Origin of the sequence: Petrocella atlantisensis (genome assembly GCF_900538275.1) — a bacterium.
In the GTDB taxonomy this organism is placed as follows: domain Bacteria; phylum Bacillota; class Clostridia; order Lachnospirales; family Vallitaleaceae; genus Petrocella; species Petrocella atlantisensis.
Genome location: NZ_LR130778.1, coordinates 2,125,737 through 2,144,396, shown reverse-complemented (window position 1 = coordinate 2,144,396; position 18,660 = coordinate 2,125,737). Strand labels below are relative to the sequence as shown.

At 38.3% G+C, this 18,660-nt stretch carries 12 protein-coding genes and 1 pseudogene; 1 reads left to right on the top strand and 12 read right to left on the bottom strand.

All coding sequences use genetic code 11. From position 1 onward, the window contains the following. The first annotated feature begins 187 nt into the window (after nucleotides 1-187). Nucleotides 188-1,705: a transcriptional regulator gene (locus PATL70BA_RS10000; protein WP_125137222.1), complete on the top strand. Its 1,518-nt coding sequence runs from the start codon at nucleotides 188-190 to the stop codon at nucleotides 1,703-1,705. A gap of 198 nt (nucleotides 1,706-1,903) precedes the next feature. On the opposite strand, the gene PATL70BA_RS09995 is transcribed toward PATL70BA_RS10000, so the two are convergent. From PATL70BA_RS09995 to PATL70BA_RS17225, 12 genes and pseudogenes are all read right to left on the bottom strand, one after another. After that, nucleotides 1,904-4,438, bottom strand: coding sequence for an S-layer homology domain-containing protein (locus PATL70BA_RS09995; RefSeq protein WP_125137221.1), 2,535 nt, complete (start codon nucleotides 4,436-4,438; stop codon nucleotides 1,904-1,906). A gap of 144 nt (nucleotides 4,439-4,582) precedes the next feature. After that, entirely contained in the window at nucleotides 4,583-7,420 is a 2,838-nt protein-coding gene (locus PATL70BA_RS09990) for an S-layer homology domain-containing protein (RefSeq protein ID WP_172596196.1), read from the bottom strand. A 264-nt stretch (nucleotides 7,421-7,684) separates the two neighbouring features. Beyond that, entirely contained in the window at nucleotides 7,685-8,092 is a 408-nt protein-coding gene (locus PATL70BA_RS09985; protein ID WP_125137219.1) for a metallopeptidase family protein, read from the bottom strand. A 126-nt stretch (nucleotides 8,093-8,218) separates the two neighbouring features. After that, complete coding sequence (locus tag PATL70BA_RS09980) at nucleotides 8,219-8,803, bottom strand: PocR ligand-binding domain-containing protein (RefSeq protein ID WP_125137218.1); 585 nt, start codon at nucleotides 8,801-8,803, stop codon at nucleotides 8,219-8,221. 30 nt (nucleotides 8,804-8,833) lie between these two features. Next, on the bottom strand, nucleotides 8,834-9,844 hold the full coding sequence (locus PATL70BA_RS09975) for a hypothetical protein (RefSeq protein ID WP_125137217.1): 1,011 nt from the start codon (nucleotides 9,842-9,844) through the stop codon (nucleotides 8,834-8,836). Between the two features lie 287 nt (nucleotides 9,845-10,131). Beyond that, nucleotides 10,132-12,333 (bottom strand): InlB B-repeat-containing protein, encoded by a 2,202-nt coding sequence (locus tag PATL70BA_RS09970; RefSeq protein WP_125137216.1) that lies wholly within the window; start codon nucleotides 12,331-12,333, stop codon nucleotides 10,132-10,134. Between the two features lie 283 nt (nucleotides 12,334-12,616). After that, complete coding sequence (locus tag PATL70BA_RS09965; protein ID WP_125137215.1) at nucleotides 12,617-12,928, bottom strand: YbjQ family protein; 312 nt, start codon at nucleotides 12,926-12,928, stop codon at nucleotides 12,617-12,619. Next, entirely contained in the window at nucleotides 12,909-13,142 is a 234-nt protein-coding gene (locus PATL70BA_RS09960; protein ID WP_125137214.1) for a hypothetical protein, read from the bottom strand. The genes PATL70BA_RS09965 and PATL70BA_RS09960 overlap by 20 nt, the downstream gene beginning before the upstream one ends. Nucleotides 13,143-13,294: 152 nt before the next feature. Further along, complete coding sequence (locus PATL70BA_RS09955) at nucleotides 13,295-14,650, bottom strand: MFS transporter (protein WP_125137213.1); 1,356 nt, start codon at nucleotides 14,648-14,650, stop codon at nucleotides 13,295-13,297. Nucleotides 14,651-14,666: 16 nt separating this feature from the next. Then, complete coding sequence (locus PATL70BA_RS09950; RefSeq protein ID WP_125137212.1) at nucleotides 14,667-15,326, bottom strand: TetR/AcrR family transcriptional regulator; 660 nt, start codon at nucleotides 15,324-15,326, stop codon at nucleotides 14,667-14,669. A gap of 152 nt (nucleotides 15,327-15,478) precedes the next feature. Beyond that, nucleotides 15,479-16,324, bottom strand: a complete 846-nt coding sequence (locus PATL70BA_RS09945) for a GGDEF domain-containing protein (protein WP_243116018.1) — start codon at nucleotides 16,322-16,324, stop codon at nucleotides 15,479-15,481. A gap of 236 nt (nucleotides 16,325-16,560) precedes the next feature. Further along, nucleotides 16,561-18,282, bottom strand: a pseudogene (locus PATL70BA_RS17225) (IS1634 family transposase); the annotation flags it as partial. Between the last annotated feature and the right edge of the window lie 378 nt (nucleotides 18,283-18,660).

Sequence of the window (18,660 nt, the reverse complement as noted above, 5' to 3'; positions counted from 1 at the left end):
TGTTATCCAAGCCAGTTGTTGTTTAATAGGCCATATGCACCACTTAATATGATTATATAAGAAACCAATAAAATTATCTTGATATTATAGCTTTTGACATTGACAATCAGACTGACATGATTCATGTCAAAAGTACTATCCTATCATTATTGTTCGTGGTACAATGTAACTATGGGAGGTGGCCAATATGCAGTTTTATGAAAAACTAGATTTCTTAATGAACATCACGAAAACAACCAATAGTACCCTTGCAATGTATACCTCATTAGATGCTTCACATATCAGCCGATTACGTAGAGGTGAGAGGCGTCTAGTAAAAGAGGCCGATTACTTAAAAAAAATGGCCCACTACTTTATAAGCCATTGTATAGAAGATTATCAAATCAAGACACTCTCACAAATTATAAAAATGCAACCGGAACACTTTCAAGATTCCAAAAAAGCAACCGAGGTTATTTATCAATGGTTAATAGGGCATGAAGAAACCGGACATGCTTCAATATCCGGTTTTTTGGATGGCATTTCCGACTTTCAATTTCGAAAAAACACGCCAGTGTCAGATGAATTCACCGATTCTGATTCAAAAATACCTAAAAAAGATGTTGCGCTATATTATGGTATCGAAGGTAAACGAGAAGCTGTCTTGTCTTTTCTATCCCTCATACTAGAAGCAGACAAGCCAACCACCTTGCTATTATATAGCGATGAATCTATGGACTGGTTGACAGGAGACCCATCTTTTGCAGCAAAATGGCGAGATCTTCTGGCTCGTGTTATTCTTAAGGGCAATAGAATCAAAGTTATACATACCGTCAGTCGTAATCTCGATGAGATGCTTGAAGCCCTCTCAAAGTGGATGCCTCTCTATATGACCGGAGCTATTGAACCTTACTATTATCCTAAAAAAAGAGATGGCGTTTTTAAGAGAACTCTATTTATTGCCCCTAAGATTACTGCCATAACCACCTCATCTTTGGATATGATGACACATCAGGCCCTTAATATTTTATTCAAGGATAAAAAGGCTTTAGCTGCACTAACAAGTGAGTTTGAGAGTTACTTATTCATGTGTCGGCCACTTATGCAGATTTTTACATATCATCAAAAGCAGCAATACCTTGATCTTTTAAAAGAGTTCGAAAAAGATGCAACCCCTACACTACTTAAGTCAAACTGCCTAAATTGGTCCACAATGCCAAGTACTGTAGCAGAGTCGATTATCAATCGATCCGACAGCGATGATAAAGAAAAATTAATCCAGTACTATTATGATCGAAAAGAAGCCTTTGAAAAAGGACTTGAACACTGCTCATTCCACGCCCTTCTACAGCTGCCAAGTGTTACAGATGTCAGAGAAGGTGTAGTGAATGTTGCCTTCACAGGCATACCCGAGACCTCAAACATCTGTTATACACCTTTTGAATATAAAGCGCATCTTGAAAATACTATTCAATACTTACAGAAATATGATAACTATAACATAAAAATTACCACAAAAAATAGACATGATTCTTTTATACTTTATGTTAAAGAAGACCTTGGCGCTATTGTTATTAAGCAAAATGCACCACATGCAATATTTGCTATCAATGAAATCAACATGACTGCTGCATTTTGGGACTATCTAAGGGATGAGATCGACCTGTCCGAGAAAGATAAGACATCAACACTAAAGGACTTAAATGATCTCTATAGCAGACTATAACAACTCTAGAAAGGTTCTCGAGCAATAAACAAAGGAAGACCCTGCTCTCCCCATGGGTCTTCCTTTGTTCTATACTTTTTTATCTATGGCGTTTTCTCTACATTAATTATTATACAAAATAAGATACCATAAATCTAAAACTCATCGGCTTTGTCATTGTCAATTTAGTTGACATGAAAGATGTCAAAGAATTCACACTTATTCCTCTAAAAAAGTTAAGGTCAGACTGACCATCTCTGAATCCTCCATACCTTCACCTATAGCAATGGCTTTGATGGTAACTGTACCGTTAATATTTACCGGTGCATTGATACTAAAAGCACCGGTATATGCTGTATCCAGTTCTGTCGGATCATTGCCATCTGTTGTAAAGTAGATACTGGTCCCCGGTGTGGTCGTTGCTATGGTGATGTCTACATTCGTACCGGATACAATAGCATCCGGATCAACAGCATCTGTCGTAATCACCGGTGTTGCTACTTGGCTCGGCAAGAAAGTTATGACTTTTGTGACTGTACTGGATTGGTTCATATCCGGGTGGATGGTCACTGCTTTGACTGTTATGGTCTCACCAAGAAGCAGATCCGTTGACACATCAAAGGGTGCCGTATAAATCAAATCACCAGCACTTGGATTGCTACCATCCAGAGTATAGTAGATATAACTACCACTTGTACCCGTGGTCAGGGTTACTCTAACTGTCTCATGATTCATCATCCGGGTTACATCTGAAGGATTGGTGCCAATTACCGGTCTTGAAGCTGTCGGAAGTTCTGTCTTAAAGTAAGAAGTCGCTCTAGGTATCACATTACCACTTTCGTCCATAATATAGTTAGCCAGGACAACGATGTAATAAGTTTCATTATAATCAAGTGAAGATGTGGGGTATAAGCGTATGCTCTCATCCCCTGAACGCATCTCGGCCCTAAAAGCCTTTTTGGGACCGGTCACACTACCGGCTCTTAACTCAACAAATGTAGGTATCTCATTATCTTCAATATCTCTATCCCCTATCATGACAAGAGACTTATCAAAATCGATGGTAAGCGATGTATGAATGGATACATCCGTCCAACCTTCTCTTGGAGAAAAATCAGGTTTCGGTGGCACAAGGTCTAAGTCAGAGGTTCTGAATCTTGCTGTGGTTCTATCGTTCTCATTTCCATTAGCATCCATAACCGTTTCATCTCTAAGCACTATATAATAGTAAGTGTCTGTCTCTAGATAATCTAGAGGTGTTAAGGTTAAGGTTCTTAGATCCGAGCTGATGGTAGCCTCATAGTCTATACGTGATCCGGTCGTTCTAGTCCGTCTAATCTCAATGATATCTTCAATGTCCGAACTAATAACCGCTTCTCCATAATCACGATAAATCGGTTCGTCAAAAACCACGACAATCTGAGTCCCTAGAGCAATATCACGGGCACCATCTCCAGGAAAAAAAGCCGGCTTGGGTCCATGCTCATCTTCAGCCATCTCAGGTGGTCGGCTCAGACTGGTACCGCGGGTTACTTTCTCCGGTTGTGTCTCATAGGTTATATCATTAGCATATGCTCTTAGAGAGGTTAACATACCCACACCCGAAAACTGAGTAGAGCTATAAACGACAGACGTATCCACGCTTGTACCTAATGAAAGATGGATTACCGAATCATCCGCCTCCGATGTGACCATCAAGTACTGGATACTGCCACTGCCCAGAGTTAACCTGGCTTCTTCTTCAACATGAACGTTTGGAAAATTACCAAGAAGGGTTACGGATTGTTCATCTAGATCACTGCCATTTAATCGCACCTGTTTAACATCGTTGCCAAGTACATCCCTTTGTTCTAATATACCACCGTTTTCAATTAGAAGATCTTCCACACTTGTTCTACCTCTAAGTACAACTCGAACATCTCCGGTGTCTTTTGCCATGGTGAGACCCATGATTCGGGAGTTGTTGATGTCGATGGTGTTTTCCCCACCACCTTCAACCCTAAGCTCACCTAGCACTACGATGTTGTCAAGCTTAACGTGACCACTCCCCACGTTTTCTTCTATAACCAGGTTGTTGGCATAGATCTGACGGCTTCTGGATAGGTTATCATAATTCATGTAGGTCGTATTTCGTACAATCTGTTCACCTTTTAATAGTCTTACCAGAATCACACAAGCCTCAGCACGGGTCAGTGCCCCACCGGGGCGGTATTTCCCATTGGTATCACCCGTGATATAGCCTTTGGATGCAACCAGATCCACATGATCTCTGGCCCAACTTGCCACTTGGCTAGAATCTGTATAGACTTTCTGACCTACCGGTAGAACTTCTCTTGGTAAGATTTTAGCGATCATCGTAGCCGCTTCCTGTCGACTGATATGGTTATTGGGCTTGAAAGTATCATTAGTATAACCGGAGATATAACCGGCTGCGACTGCTTTTTGTACTTCCTGATAGTACCAACTATAATAGCTGACATCCCACATACTGATTGACGTTGTTCCGGTAACACCAAGTGCCTGGTTCATCATCTTGGAGAACTCTGCACGGGTTACAAAGCTGTTAGGTCTGAAGGTATTATCTGAATACCCGGATACAATACCTAGTGCTACACCTTCATAAATAGCAGACTCGGCCCAGTGGCCTCTTACATCTGTAAAATAGGTGGCGCCGTTAATTGTATGCCCCATACCACCCAGTAGCATCAGTACCAATACGAGCCACATATATCTTCCATATAATTTTCGTCTCATTATATCCACGTCCTTATTATTTATATAGTTTGACACCTTAACTATTTGCCTATATCCACTTTACCATAAAACAAGAGGGGCAACAAGAAAAAGACCTGTCAAAGATGGCTTTTGCCAAGCTTAACAGGTCTTTTATAGGTATAGTTATTCCCCAGTTACTGCTGCTTCAAAAATGATTGTTTTATTACTGATATTAGAATCTATCATGCCGGATTGAATGGCAATGGCCTTGACAATAACTTCACCACCTGCTATTCCTCCTGGTGTATTCACACTGAACCCTCCACCATATAAGGAAGATGATTCAGTAGGATCAGAGCCATCAGTGGTATAGTATATGGTAGCCGAATCTGTAGCTGTCACGATGGTTACAATAACTGCCTGACCATTTGCTACATTCGATACATTCGAAGGATCTGTGGTGATGGTTGGGGTCTCCACTGTATTTTTGACAAAAGTGATGTTTTTCGTCGCTACATTCGAATTAATCATACCATCTTTGATTGCCAAGACTTTAATGTTAATCACTTCTCCGTTAGGATTGGTCGCATTGATTGGGAAGGGACCATTGTAGAGAGTATCCGTGATGGTAGGTGCTGAGCCATCCGTTGTATAATAGATGGTTGAACCGCTTGTAGCTGTATTCAGTGTCACAGTTACAGTCTGATTGCTTGGTACCGTTGATTCGTTGGATACATTGGTGGTGATGGTTGGCGTTGCTACTCTATTGGTTACAAAGGTTATGGCCTTAGAGGCAACTCCTGAGTTGGTCATCCCCGATTTGATGGTAATTGCCTTAACAGTAACGGTTTGACCGTCTATGAGACTTCCTGAATTGGTGACGTTAAAAGCTCCAGTATATAAGGTAGATGAAGCTGTTGGTGTCGTACCATCTGTTGTATAACGAATACTACTGTCTGCAGTGGACGTGGTCATCGTAACCGATACAGTACCGTTATTGGCAATTGCTGTCGTTGTTGCCGGGTTTGTCGTAATGGTTGGTGTCGCAGCAATTGGCAAGCCTGTTTGGAAGGTAGACGTGGTCTTAGGTACAGCGTTATTATCATAGTCTTCGATCTTACTTGCTAATATAATAACATAATAATTTTTACCAATGGCCAAGTCTGCACTCGGATCGATTGTAATTAACTTCTTCGTTGAGTTAATCGAAGCTGAGAAAGACTTTTTCGTACCTGTCGCACTGTTTTCCCTAAGTTCTATGAAACCGGTTATATTGGAATTGGTTACAGCGCTGTTATTTGATAAGCGGATGGCTTCATCAAAACTTATGGTTATGTTAGAAGAGACCGCTATGTTCGTCGCATTATTAACCGGTGAAAAAGTCGCTTTTGGTGGTGCAAGGTCCTGTGTACCTGTTCTGAATTTTGAAGTCTCTTCTTCATTTTCATTGCCTTCAGCGTCTTCTATAACTTCGTCTAACAATATAATATAATAATAGGTACTCATATCTAAGATTTCATCCGGTGTTAACGTTACGGTTTTACGGTCCGAACTGATTGTACCAGTAAAGCTGATTCTAGTACCTGTGGTCCTATCTTCTCTAATCTCAAAAATGTCTTCAATGTCATCGGCATAAACCCGACCGCCTCTGTCTAGATAGATGGCTTCATTAAAGGTAATAACTATTTTTGTATTGGTTGCTACGTTTGTTGCATCTGATTTTGGTGTGAACGTCGGTACAGGACCCTCTGTATCTTCTCCAAGTTCCGGTGGCCTAGATAAAGAGCTCCCCGTAGTAATCTTACTTGGCTTCGTTTCATAAGTGATGTCATTGGCATAGGCTTTTAGAGTTGAAATCTTGCCCGTACCGGTAAAACTTGCTCTTGAATACACATCTGTATTGGTCACAGTCGTACCGCTGGCTAAGTTGATAACACTATCAGAAGAACCAGAATTCACTCTAAGATCTGTGATTTTACCCGAGGAAAGGGTTAACAAGACCGTATCATCCACCACGACACTTGGAAACGTTCCTTTTAGAATGGTTTCCTGCTTGCTTAGACTACTACCATCTAGTCTTAGACTCTTGTAACCTGCGCCACTCATGCTGACTTGTTCCAATGTACTGCCGTATTTTGCTGTGGTTGTATCAACCGTTGTATTCCCTCTAAGAAGTACTCTAACATCTCCGGATGTTTTTTCCACATTCATGTTACGGATTCTGGAATCCTCAATCTCGATGGTATTATCGCCACCACCTTGAACCGTTAGTGTTCCAAGGACAACAACACGGTCAAGATCAACATCGCCATCATCCACATCTTTATGGATGGTTAGGTTATTGGTATAAATGGTCCTACTTTTTGTAGTGCCTTCATCGTCGATGACATAATTAGAACTTGTTACGACCTGTTCCCCGTCAAGAAGTCTTAATAAGATGACACAGGCTTCTGCTCTGGTAAGAGCACCAAGGGGACGGTACATCTTACGGTTGTCACCTGTTATATAACCTCGAGCAAATACCGCTTCGACGCTATCTTCTGCCCAATTGGATATATCATCCGTATCTAGGATACCTGTAAGCCTCGTGGTTGTACCGTAGTTGGGTATAACCTTAGCAATCATACTGGCTGCTTCTTGTCTAGTAATGTTGTTCTCAGGTTTAAAAGTATTATCGGTATAGCCGTTAATGTAGCCGGCTGCAACCGCTTTTCTAACTTCATTATAATACCAATCTGTGGTCTTTAGGTCTTTCATGGTGATGCTAACTGTAGCCGTCACACCTAGAGCCTGGTTGAGCATCTTGCTGAATTCAGCTCTTGTTACCGGTTGATCCGGCTTGAAAGTTCCATCCGTGTAACCTTTTATAAAACCTTCTGTAACGCCTTTGTAGATGTCCGTCTCTGCCCAGTGTCTATTTGTGTCAGAAAAAATACTTGCTGCTTGAGCTTTTGGTCCAAAGCCCATGGATACAACAAGTACAAGCATGGATAAAACTATTTTACTGATTGATTTTTTCATGTGTGTACCCTCCATTATAATTCTTTACTCATCCATTAGACGTTATAGTACTCAATACGTTCCGTAAATGGTGGTAATCTGCTAAATCTCTTATAAGTATAGCATTCACTTTTTTAGAATTCAATGGCTTAGGACAATGATTTATCAAAATGTCATATAAGCGATTTTCCTAACGAATAAAATAAAAAGCCATGTCCTTAGGTGATTCTTCATCTACCCATAACATAACTTTTTTTCTTTAAGATTATTCTTATAACTTGTTATTTATTCCTCTTTTTTGATGCGTTTTTTACGTCTATACGCTTCCAGTCGGATGGCGTCATCAATCTCAAGATCTATTTCTCCACCTAAAGATTCAATATGATGTACAAACTCATGGTGCAAAGTCTTTTTTAACTCTTTATAGATTTTTTTCTCTGATTTTGTCTCATAAAGCTTTTTGAAGGTACCATAATAGATGATAATCTGTCTGCCAAGCGTACGACTACGATGGTACTCACCTTTTATATATAGCTTATCTTCTTTACGGCTCTCCGGATGTAGCTTATGTTCCGGCAGTAATAGCACACCGCCATTAAGCTCCTCAAAAAGTATGGGTGGTAAGTCTTCTTGTATATCATCTAACATATCCCTTATCGCTTCCATTGATGGAAATGTATCTGTATCTGCCATAATATCCTCCAAACAAGTCCGCTTATATAAGCTTTCTCATATCTTCAAGGTTCATCAGGATGTCATCACCCTTGGTTGCATCATAACATATCGGCTTATACATTGACCATTAAGAAAAGATAAAAATTAACGCCTTTGACTCTTTTTAAGTTTATCCTTTTCATATTGTAGGCACATTCGAAGTACAGCCTGTTTTTCAAGCTGCTCTATTTGAAGGTGTAGCATGTGACATATGGTTATAAAATTAGATATTACTGGGTCAAGATTATAACCACTATCTAGATTCTCTATTTTGTAGACATCTTGAATCAACCAACTGGCTACTTTTTTCCCGTGTGCCATTAAGTCAATAACACCGTATAACTTTTCAGATGCCTTACATAAATATACTTGCAAATGATCCTTGAAGTAGATTTTCTCCATTGACCTCGCACTAAAGAAAAGATCACTTTGTGTTTTGATCCGCTGAATGAAATCTTCTAGCAGATTGCTTTCTTCTCCGATGCTCGTTACAGGAGTCCCACTCAAGTCAAATACGATATTGGATAGACCTGAATACTTAACAAACTTATCCTGTGTATCTTGAAGTTCTTTTACCTCATAGATTGTGAAGGTGTGAATCATTTCGCTAGCTCTCTTATTTTTCCCAGTGGCTCTATTGTCCATAATCAGCCTTTCTTGATTTTTACTACTATATATTTTTGGAACCATAAGAACCGTCCCTGTTCCCTACTCTGTTCGCTATTCTTGTGCAAGTGTCTCTGAGATTACCGGTTCCACCGGCTCAGATGGCTCAAACTGATAAAATCCTCGCCAGGTAAAGTGATCTTCCTCATCTAATAGCAAAGGCTTCCCACTGATTAGATTAAAATAAGTTTTACCATAACCTCTAGTAAAACAAGTCGGTTTATCCTCTTGAAGATACCCCAAGCTACCCAGACCATCTGTCAACATACCCGCTGTAAGTAAAGGCGCTAGTCCACTGGACCTAAGCTGAAACTGATGTACCGTCTGCCTATTTTTTGGTAAGGCATAGCTGTTTAGATAGGTCGTGCTTTCTGTATAAGTTCCCATTAGGTCATAATATCTTATAGAATCCCACCAACTGTTTTGCGTCTGGAGTCCAAAATATTGGGTGATCTCTAGAGGCTTATTTGCTCTTGCATCCACTTGGATGTCGACCTTATCGTTTTCTATTGTATAAGTAATAATCTCTTCAAGGGTTGAGGTGTCATCATTATAAGCTTGTACCTGATTGACCACTTGTAAGGTTAGACTCTTACAGACCATCCATGTATCTGTATAAAGTGGATGGCTATCAACATAAAAGCTCACATAATCTGTATATGCTGTTATTTCTCCTGTATCATCTCCATTAGAACCGTGCCAGCCACCTGTATAAAAAGGTGAATCAAGGTCCTCCATATCAAGGGCGCGCATCATATAGGGGCTAATCCAATCCGTACCAACCTCCATCTTATGATAATCCCCCATCTGTGGTACCTTTGATAGCGATAAGCGACTTAAGCCGTAGAGTCCGTTAATCCCAACGCGATCGAAAGTCAACTTAAGATCAACAGAATCCATATACACTTGTAAAACGCCATCCTCACTTAAATGTACCATTAATAAGCCATCTGATTCTACTGATTCTATTTCTTTTTCTTCCTGATTATTGGCATAAAGGACAGGGTTCATAGCTATTAGAACCATCATCCCTACCCACACACAGATAACCATCTTTTTAAACATCTCGCGCACTCTGATAGACTATGTCAACTGACCTGCCTATTTACCCCTTCATATTTATCTCTAAAGCCACTATTACATTATATTCCGTTGTTCTATTCCTTATTATAAAGCATCTTAACCTATATTTAAAGGTATTTGATTGGAATAATATCTAGCCAAAGAAACCGCTCCTTTTGATAACTCTCATTACCAAAAGATCCGTTAGCCAAATAAGTGACTAACGGACCTTGATTAAGATTCTAAGTTATGTTCTAACCAAAAGAACTGTCCCCCTGATTGGCTTCTAGTTAGCTTCTTTTTTTGATTTTAAAACCAAGACCGGATACTGCAATACCTAATCCGTAGAATATACCCATTGGAATACCGGAAGTCTTTGGCATTTCCATAGCATCACTGCCATCTGCTTCTGGGATCTCTTCATCTAAGATCTCTACAGCTACTACCGGTTCAACAACTTCTGCTTCCGGTAATGCTTCAGGGGTTGCTTCATCTTCAAGATCTAGAACTACTTGAGTTTCTTCTTCTGGTTCTGGTTCTTCTTCCTGTTCTGGTTCTGATGCCGGTCTTCTTCTTCTAGGTTCTGGGTTATCAGGCTCCGTATCTTCACCAAAGACCGCGTAGAACGTCATATCACTTTCAATATTATTCACAGTGTACTCTGCTTCTGTTGAAACAACTTCTCCTTGTTCGTCTGTCCAATGAATGAAATAGAACCCATCGTGAGCTTCTGCTGTCACTGTAGCATTACCATTTTCCTCAACAGTTTGTTCTGATGGACCTGCAGTTCCTCTATCCGGTTGTTCGGTTGTAGCCATTACATTATATGTTGGGATAGCTTCAAATACAGGTGTCGGTCCAAAACTTTTAGATGAACTTGAAACCGTTATATCTCTTGGATTAGGTCTATAGCCATCATCGCCTTCATCCAATTCGTTATTCAAGTTATACAGCCAAGATACAAATCTGTAACCCTCAGAAGCTATTGCTTCAAAAGTAATAACTGTGCCATCTGGTAAAGTAGCACTTATGGTATCGCCACTAGATTGAGCTGTTGTCTCTCCAAAAGTAGCTTTGATGCTACCAGCTGATGGGTTATTGATAATGTTGTCCTCTGTACGTTCTTTAATAACTGGTGTAATCGTAATGTCAAAATAATCTATGGGAACTTGTGTTGGAGCATTTCTAAAATACACTGGTGTATCGATTTTATTTTGCCCAATATGCTGATAAGAAGGTGTCCAAATATAGTCACCGTCTGCAGGGAACTTATCGCTTTTTGCCCAAGCACCATTAGGATTTCCAATAACTGTCACCGTTGTCCAAAGATCCGCATCCGCCATATACGCTTCTTCATACCAGCTATTTCCTGCTGCATCTTCTTCTGGTGCGCCTTTGCCTAAGTAGTAATACCAAGTTTCGTCTGTAACGCTATACTCATCATCACGAACTTCAAGTACCATTTTAAACCCTGCAATGGTTTTGTTTCCTTGACCATTTTCCTCAGGACCGTCCCATGCTTTTGCTGCTAAAAATGGATTTCTACTTAAGTCATGAATATAAAATAAATTTGCTTTGTTGTAATTGCTTGGTGCATTCCATTTTTTTAATAAGCCGGCTCTTTCTTGCCCGTCAATATAAAGCCTTGCTCCATCATCTGCTGCCATCCATAAGTTAACTGGTAAAGATACTTCTGCTGTATTTGAAACTGTACCTTTTGTCACTCGTGTAACTGTATAGACAAAATCATCATTATCAATAACCCATTCATCATACTCATAGCTTTCTGCTTGAGTCTCAACTACTTCGTCAAGATCTGTATTGTATTCATCCTCACTACCTTTGACTCGGTATCTGGTTTCTGTTTCCATTTGTTTTTGAATGACCACTACAGTAATTTTTTCGGATTTTTCCCATCCTTCACCTTCATTGGTTTTAAACTCTAAGGTTGTATAGGACTCCAAAGATTCATAATTCACTTCTTCTTCTTCTAAAGCCGCTTCTAAAGCTTCCTCAACGGTTTCATATCTCGTGCTATTATTACTTGTAGATAGAGCATACTCTGTAGTGCCCTCAATCTCTCTTCTCCAAATATTAATATTCTTTATGCTAGATTCTTTAGTCGTTTCTACTTCAAAGTCTTTTGTTTCTATCTCAAATATGCTTTGATCATCCTCGACTTTTGAGTAATGAGCGTCAACCGTTAACGAATAACCTGTACCTGCTGTTAAGTCATTAAAGATGGCTGAAGTTGTCATTACATCTTTAACTTTGCCTTTTCCACTTAATTGATAGTCATAACCATCCAGAATATAGCTATCATCTGGGAACGTTACAGACCAAGAAGCTTCTGCAGATGTTTCATCAACTGTAGTTGTAGCAATGTCCAAAGTTGGAGTTGCTGGTTCAGTTTCGGCGTTAACTACATTCATACTACTAAGCATTAATGATAACGCTATTGCCAATGATACTACTTTTTTCATTTTTTTCATAAGCTCACCTCATTTTAGTATTTTTTATCCTTACACGATTCTGGCGGTAAGTACGCTATTTTCAGCCTCATTTTAAGGAAAACGGGGTTAACCAAATCATTCATTATTGTTACTACTAGATACATTATATAAAATAGCCGTTACATATGACGAACATCTCTGTGACATCTGCGTTACACCATAATAAAAACCACTAGCGGTATTCGCTAATGGTTTTTTTACATAAGAATTATTTTCTTGGAGCCGGAAGAACCGTCCTCTGGTCCCTGCCTCTGGTCCCTAGTTAAATGAATTTAACTGCTGTACCATATACAATGACTTCTGCAGCACCTTGCATAATAGCACTGGAAGCATAGCGAACATTAACAACAGCATCTGCGCCCATGGCCTCTGCTTCCTCTACCATTCTTTTGGTACCTAGCGCTCTTGCGTCATTCATCATCTCATTGTAACTGGTTAGTTCTCCACCCACCATGGTTTTAAGTCCGGCCATGATGTCTTTTCCCATATGTTTGGATTGGATTGTACTACCTTTAACAATCCCCAACATTTCAAATTCTTTCCCTGTGATATAATCAGTATTTACTAAGATCATCGTCATCCTCCTTATCAATCTCTTTTAATCTAATTTTAAGTGTATAAATAAGCGCCCCAATTATAATCACAATCATGACTGCGATTAATCCCAAAACCAGTTTAATGACACCAGGTGTATCTACCATCATGCCTGTCAGCATCATAATCAAATAACCAAGCAAGTACAATGTAAGTAACCCCACCACAATGATTGGAGCTATTTTTTTATTCATCGTATTCCCTCCCTATAATTTATTGAATGCGCCAGAAGAACCGTCCCTACTGGGTTTTTAATACCCATAAGTAACCTTAACATTTAACTTTTTTCAAGTCAACAGTAAATGAAATCGGACGAATAATCGAACCAAAAGAACCGTCCCTCCGGTCAGTCCTGGTCAGCTAAGCCATTTAATATTTTATCTTCATTATACATCAATAAGAGTATTAGACCAATCACACAAAACACAGCAGCAAAAACTGCTGTCAAACGAATACCGATTTCATTATTACCATTTTGCCTCAATAAAAGTAAAGCACTTAGTATCAACATGGATATCATTTGACCAATCTTGGACACAAAAGTACGTGTTCCAAAGAACATACCTTCTCTTCTAGTACCTGTCATAATCCCATCATATTCTGCAATATCAGCGATGACAACGTTTGGTAAGATACCAAATATCGCCATTGGAATTGAGGCAATAATGACCAAAATATAGGCTTGAAGTGTAGGTGAAAAAGGTAGTTTCCCGAGGAAAATACTATATGTATAGGCTACAATAAACATAACGAACGCAAAAATCAGTAGCCTTTTCTTGCCGAATTTTTTAGCCAATAGGTTAACCGGTGCATAAAAGATGAAAGAGCCTACACCCAATAAGATAAACAAGATACCTAACATCTCTTCCGGTCGATCTAATAAAACGGTTATATAATATAGCAGTGCATTTTGAAATACCGTAATGGCCACCCAATATACCAGATCTGACATGACGAAAATCGTAAACTCACGGTTTCGGAAAGTCGCTTTGATGGATTCAATCATTTTAATGTCTGAGGGGACAGATTCACAATAGCGTTTCTCATCTATTGTAAATACAGGTATCAATAAAAATATTAGTCCGATGGCGGCAAAAACTATGAATGTCAGTCGAATGGAATTTTGTTTATTCAAACCCATATCTACGAATATATTCCACAAGGATGGTGCCTGAGATGCTAATGCAAATCCTAAGAACCAGGTGACGGATATGTAGGTTGATAGATTGAGTCGCTCTTGTGGTGTATGTCCAAGTTCAGATAACAAAGCCATATATGGTGTTACATACATCGTAAAAAACAAATAAAACAAGAGTAGAGACACCGATAGAAAAATGGCGTTAAAAATGCTTTCACCATTGATAGGGTTCCAAAAAACCAACACCGTCAACACCGCAAAAGGCACCGCCGCTCTTCTCATATAAGTAATGCGTCGTCCTTTTTTAGATCTGCAACGGTCACTTAATGTTGCAATCCAAGGATCAGTTACTGCGTCAAAGAATCTACCTAGCATTGTAATCATACCAATGATTGTTAAAAAGCCAAAAAACGCTATTTGAGGTATTGCCACCATAATCCCCGATTTTTCCGTAGGAATATAGTAAAAAATGAGGTAAGTACCGATGATGCCAGATAGTAAAGACCATCCCAATTGTCCAAGCGCATAAGCCATTTGTTTCGAAAACGGTAATTTTTCTTTCATTTGCCCCTCCGCAATTCTAGTTTTTGATGTAACCTTCAGCCATTTCTATTAATAACGCCAACTGTTTCTTACCATTTACTTCACTGTCGCTTTTCAAGATATTACCTCTTAGAATCAGTTTTTGTGATAAGCTCATCAGACTATGGGTAATGGTCGTATAAAAGATGTTGTTGTCGATATCCATTTTTATCGATCCATCTTTTTTACCTCGCTCCATTGCGCCAAATGTTATCTCTTTCAAGTCGATAATATTTTTTTCATAATTCTCTAACTGTTCTAGGCCAATCTGTTCTTCAACAACATAATTATCAAATTGCTCAAGCAACGCAACAAAATCCGGATACACTTCATACAGCAAAATAAAGAGCTTCAAAATAAAAGATACTTGCTCAAAGCCATTCATGCTCTTATAACCATCATCTTCAAAAGGTACTAACATCAACTGCATTTCTTCTTTACACATCCAATTTACCGCTTCAATTACAAGATCAAGCTTAGTTTTAAAATAACGATACACCGTTGCAACCCCTACTTCTGATTTTAAGGCAATATCTGTCATTTTTGCTGATCGAATGCTTTTTTCCTTAAACACCTCTATGGCGGCGGCTAATATATCTTCTTTTCTCTTTTCTTTCTGCTTATTTATTTCATTCATGCGTTTGTTTTTAAGACTCATAAGAACATCTCCTTGATTGATAGTCAGTCTATCACTATGATAATTATTATATCAGAAGCGCTAAGGTTGTCAATTCCTTATATTACATGACAAAAATACCCGCTAACCAAATTCTTGATTAACGGGTCTAACTTATACTTTATTAACTTTTGTTACACCGTCGAACCGGAAGAACCATCCCCCTGGTTGATGGTGTTTTTGCCTTTACTTTTTGCTTCATACATCATTAAATCAGCTTCCATAATCATAACTTCAAGACTCTTATCTTTTGTAATGTCAATGAGTCCAATACTAACGGTAGTAGGATAATTGTTATTCGCCATCAATGCGTTAAACTCAAACTTAATCTTTTCAAGATTATCTCTTGATTGATCTGCATCGCTTCCAATAAATAAAACAATAAACTCATCACCACCAATCCGTGCAAACAAATCCGAACTACGAACATGCTTCATAACAATATTTGAAAACTGTAATAGAACTTTGTCGCCCGTAGAGTGACCATAGCTATCATTGATAATCTTAAAATTATCCATATCAAAATAGGCTAAAGAAGCAACCTCGTTAGAACGACTTACTACTTTTAAGTATTTTGTTCCTATTTCTAGAAAAGCACTATAATTATATGCCCCAGTTTTTTCATCTCTATACGCTTGTTGTAGTAAAGCTTGATAAGCTATTCGATAAGAACCAATAATATATGCAATGAATATTAATAGTATTAATCTCGAGATGATTTCAACCCATGAAAAACTGTTTTCAAAAGATAATATACCTAGGCTATTATCTACTAAAATCCACACTCCACCACACACGATTGATAACATTATCGCTTGTAACCGATTTCCATAGATACCTATAAAACCAATCGGTAATAGATATAGCATATACAGACTAATCATACCACCAATCTTAAAATCTAATAAGGCTATGGTAGCAACGATTAAATATATTGCAAAGTACCAGTGTAGGGCAACTTTTTTGTTGGTTATTTTCATCAAATATTGCCATCTCCTAATCCAGGAATCTTAGCATTAATATGTCCTAATCTTATTATGTCACTATCTTTATCCATTGACAAGGAAACGGTTGGTTCTTGACAAAAATAGTAATTTGCTTTAAACTTACACATAATCCTGTCTTTGACAGTTGTGAAACAGAAAAAGCTTGAAATCCCTTATAAATAGGGGCTTCAAGCTTTTTATATGTCATTAATTTTTGCGTACTTTTTTTACTTTTTAGTCTTTTTGTATATATTTTTCATTTCTTTGTCGCTGACAATCTGATAGTCTGTTCTAAATCCATAGGTATCATGTAGTGCATCTGTAAAATCAGTACGTGTATAGGTCGGAATAAAACCCTGTCCAGGAACGCAATAGAAGTTCATATCCTTTAACTGGCCGACGATTTCGTTCGTTGTAAACTGGTTGTCTAGGTCTTTCTCCAGATATCTATATAAAACAAGTGCTAGAAAACAGGTTGTAAAATGCGCTTTTATACGGTCGTCTCTTTGAAGATAAACAGGCCTTGCTTTAAACTCGCTCTTCATAATTCTAAAACATTCTTCAACTTCCCAACGTCGGTGGTTAATTCTAGCTATTTCAGAAGCATCTTCGTCAAGGTTAGTACATACTGCATAGAAGCCGTCATAGATACTTTCCTCAGCAACAGTATTTGAATTAAGATGGTAAAGTGTCTCTTCTGCAACTTCACCATCACTTGTAACATTGGTGGAAGCGATAAATCGTTTATAATCATTTTGTCTTTTCTTACCTATACTTTTTGGGTTAGTGCTAATGAGTTTTGTGGCACGTTCAAGTTGTTTGTTTCTGATCTGACGTTGATAATAACGGTATTTAAGAGAAAAGGTGACAATCAGTTTTTGCTCAAGATCATTCTCTTTAATCCATCTCTCTTTATAAAAGGTCATATTCTTATATTGCTCACAAAGACTTTCATTTTCATCAAACAGGTTTAAATCAAAGGTTTCTTTGGAATCATTGTGCCTCCATCCAGTTGGTTCTAAAGCCCACTCTTTTAAAACTGCTTAAGTTTTTGATGGATTGAGTTGTAATAAAAGAACGTCCATTTATATTATTAAACTTCCTATTTGCATTTGAAGATAAGCCGGCATCAGTACATACAACAAACTTGGATAGTTTGAAGTCTTCGATAATTTGCTTTTCTAAAGGCTTTAGAGTCACCTGCTCATTGGTATTGCCACTGTGAATGTTAAAAGCGAGAGGAATACCATCTCCATCCATAAACAAGCCCATTTCTACAATAGGGTTAGGACGGTTTTCTTTGGAGGGTCCATATTGTTTAAGGCCATCTTCTTGTTCAATCTCAAAAAAGTAGTTGGTACAGTCATAATAAAGAATTCGATCATTACGTTTAGAAACTGCTAGACTGTTTTTGTAAAGCTGTGATTGTATGAAATCGGATTCCTTAGCGATAACTTCTAAAGACCTGTAAATGTTCTGTAATTCAAAGTTTGGCTGTTCGAGAAGACGTTTAGAAGATTCAAAGGTGCAAAGCTTGGAAGAAGGAAAAAGAATTCTTCCGTAAATCAAACGAGAGAGAATACCGTTAAGGTCATAGGTGAACTTGTGCCTTGAAGAAATATCGTTACAAATCTTATGAAGCCCTAACTGGTAATAAATCTGTTGAAGAAAAGATAGCCACCGTTGTAGGAACGTTGAATCTCTTTATCAATAAGCGTGGATTGCCTAAGCTTGATAATAACCTCACGTTTTTGTTCTTTTTCTTGGCGATTAAGATCTTCGATATACTTTTTGGCCCACTCTATGGGATTAGCACCATTTAGCTTTTTTTCTAAATCAGAATATCTGCCAAGTTTTTCGACGGTTCTAGTTTTTTGTTTTCCATCAACATAAATAGTTTCTATGACATATAATAATTGAACATTTTTAGAATTTACAACTTTCAGCCTCATAACAACACCTCCTAATACCCTATATTATATCATAGAACGTAGTAGAACGTAAATGAAAAGAGTAGAATTTGACAAAAAAATAAGCCTAAATAGGCTTGTTATAAGGTTTTCGCTGTTTTAGTTACTTCGGCAAGTGTCAAAGACCCGGGCAACTTTTTTGTTGGTTATTTTCATCAAATATTGCCATCTCCTAATCCAGGAATCTTAGCATTAATATGTCCTAATCTTATTATGTCACTATCTTTATCCATTGACAAGGAAACGGTTGATTCTTGACAAAAATAGTAATTTGCTTTAAACTTACACATAATATTATACATGATACTACCACTTAGTAAAGAGGTTATAAGATGATTAAGTTCAATAGAATGACAACAA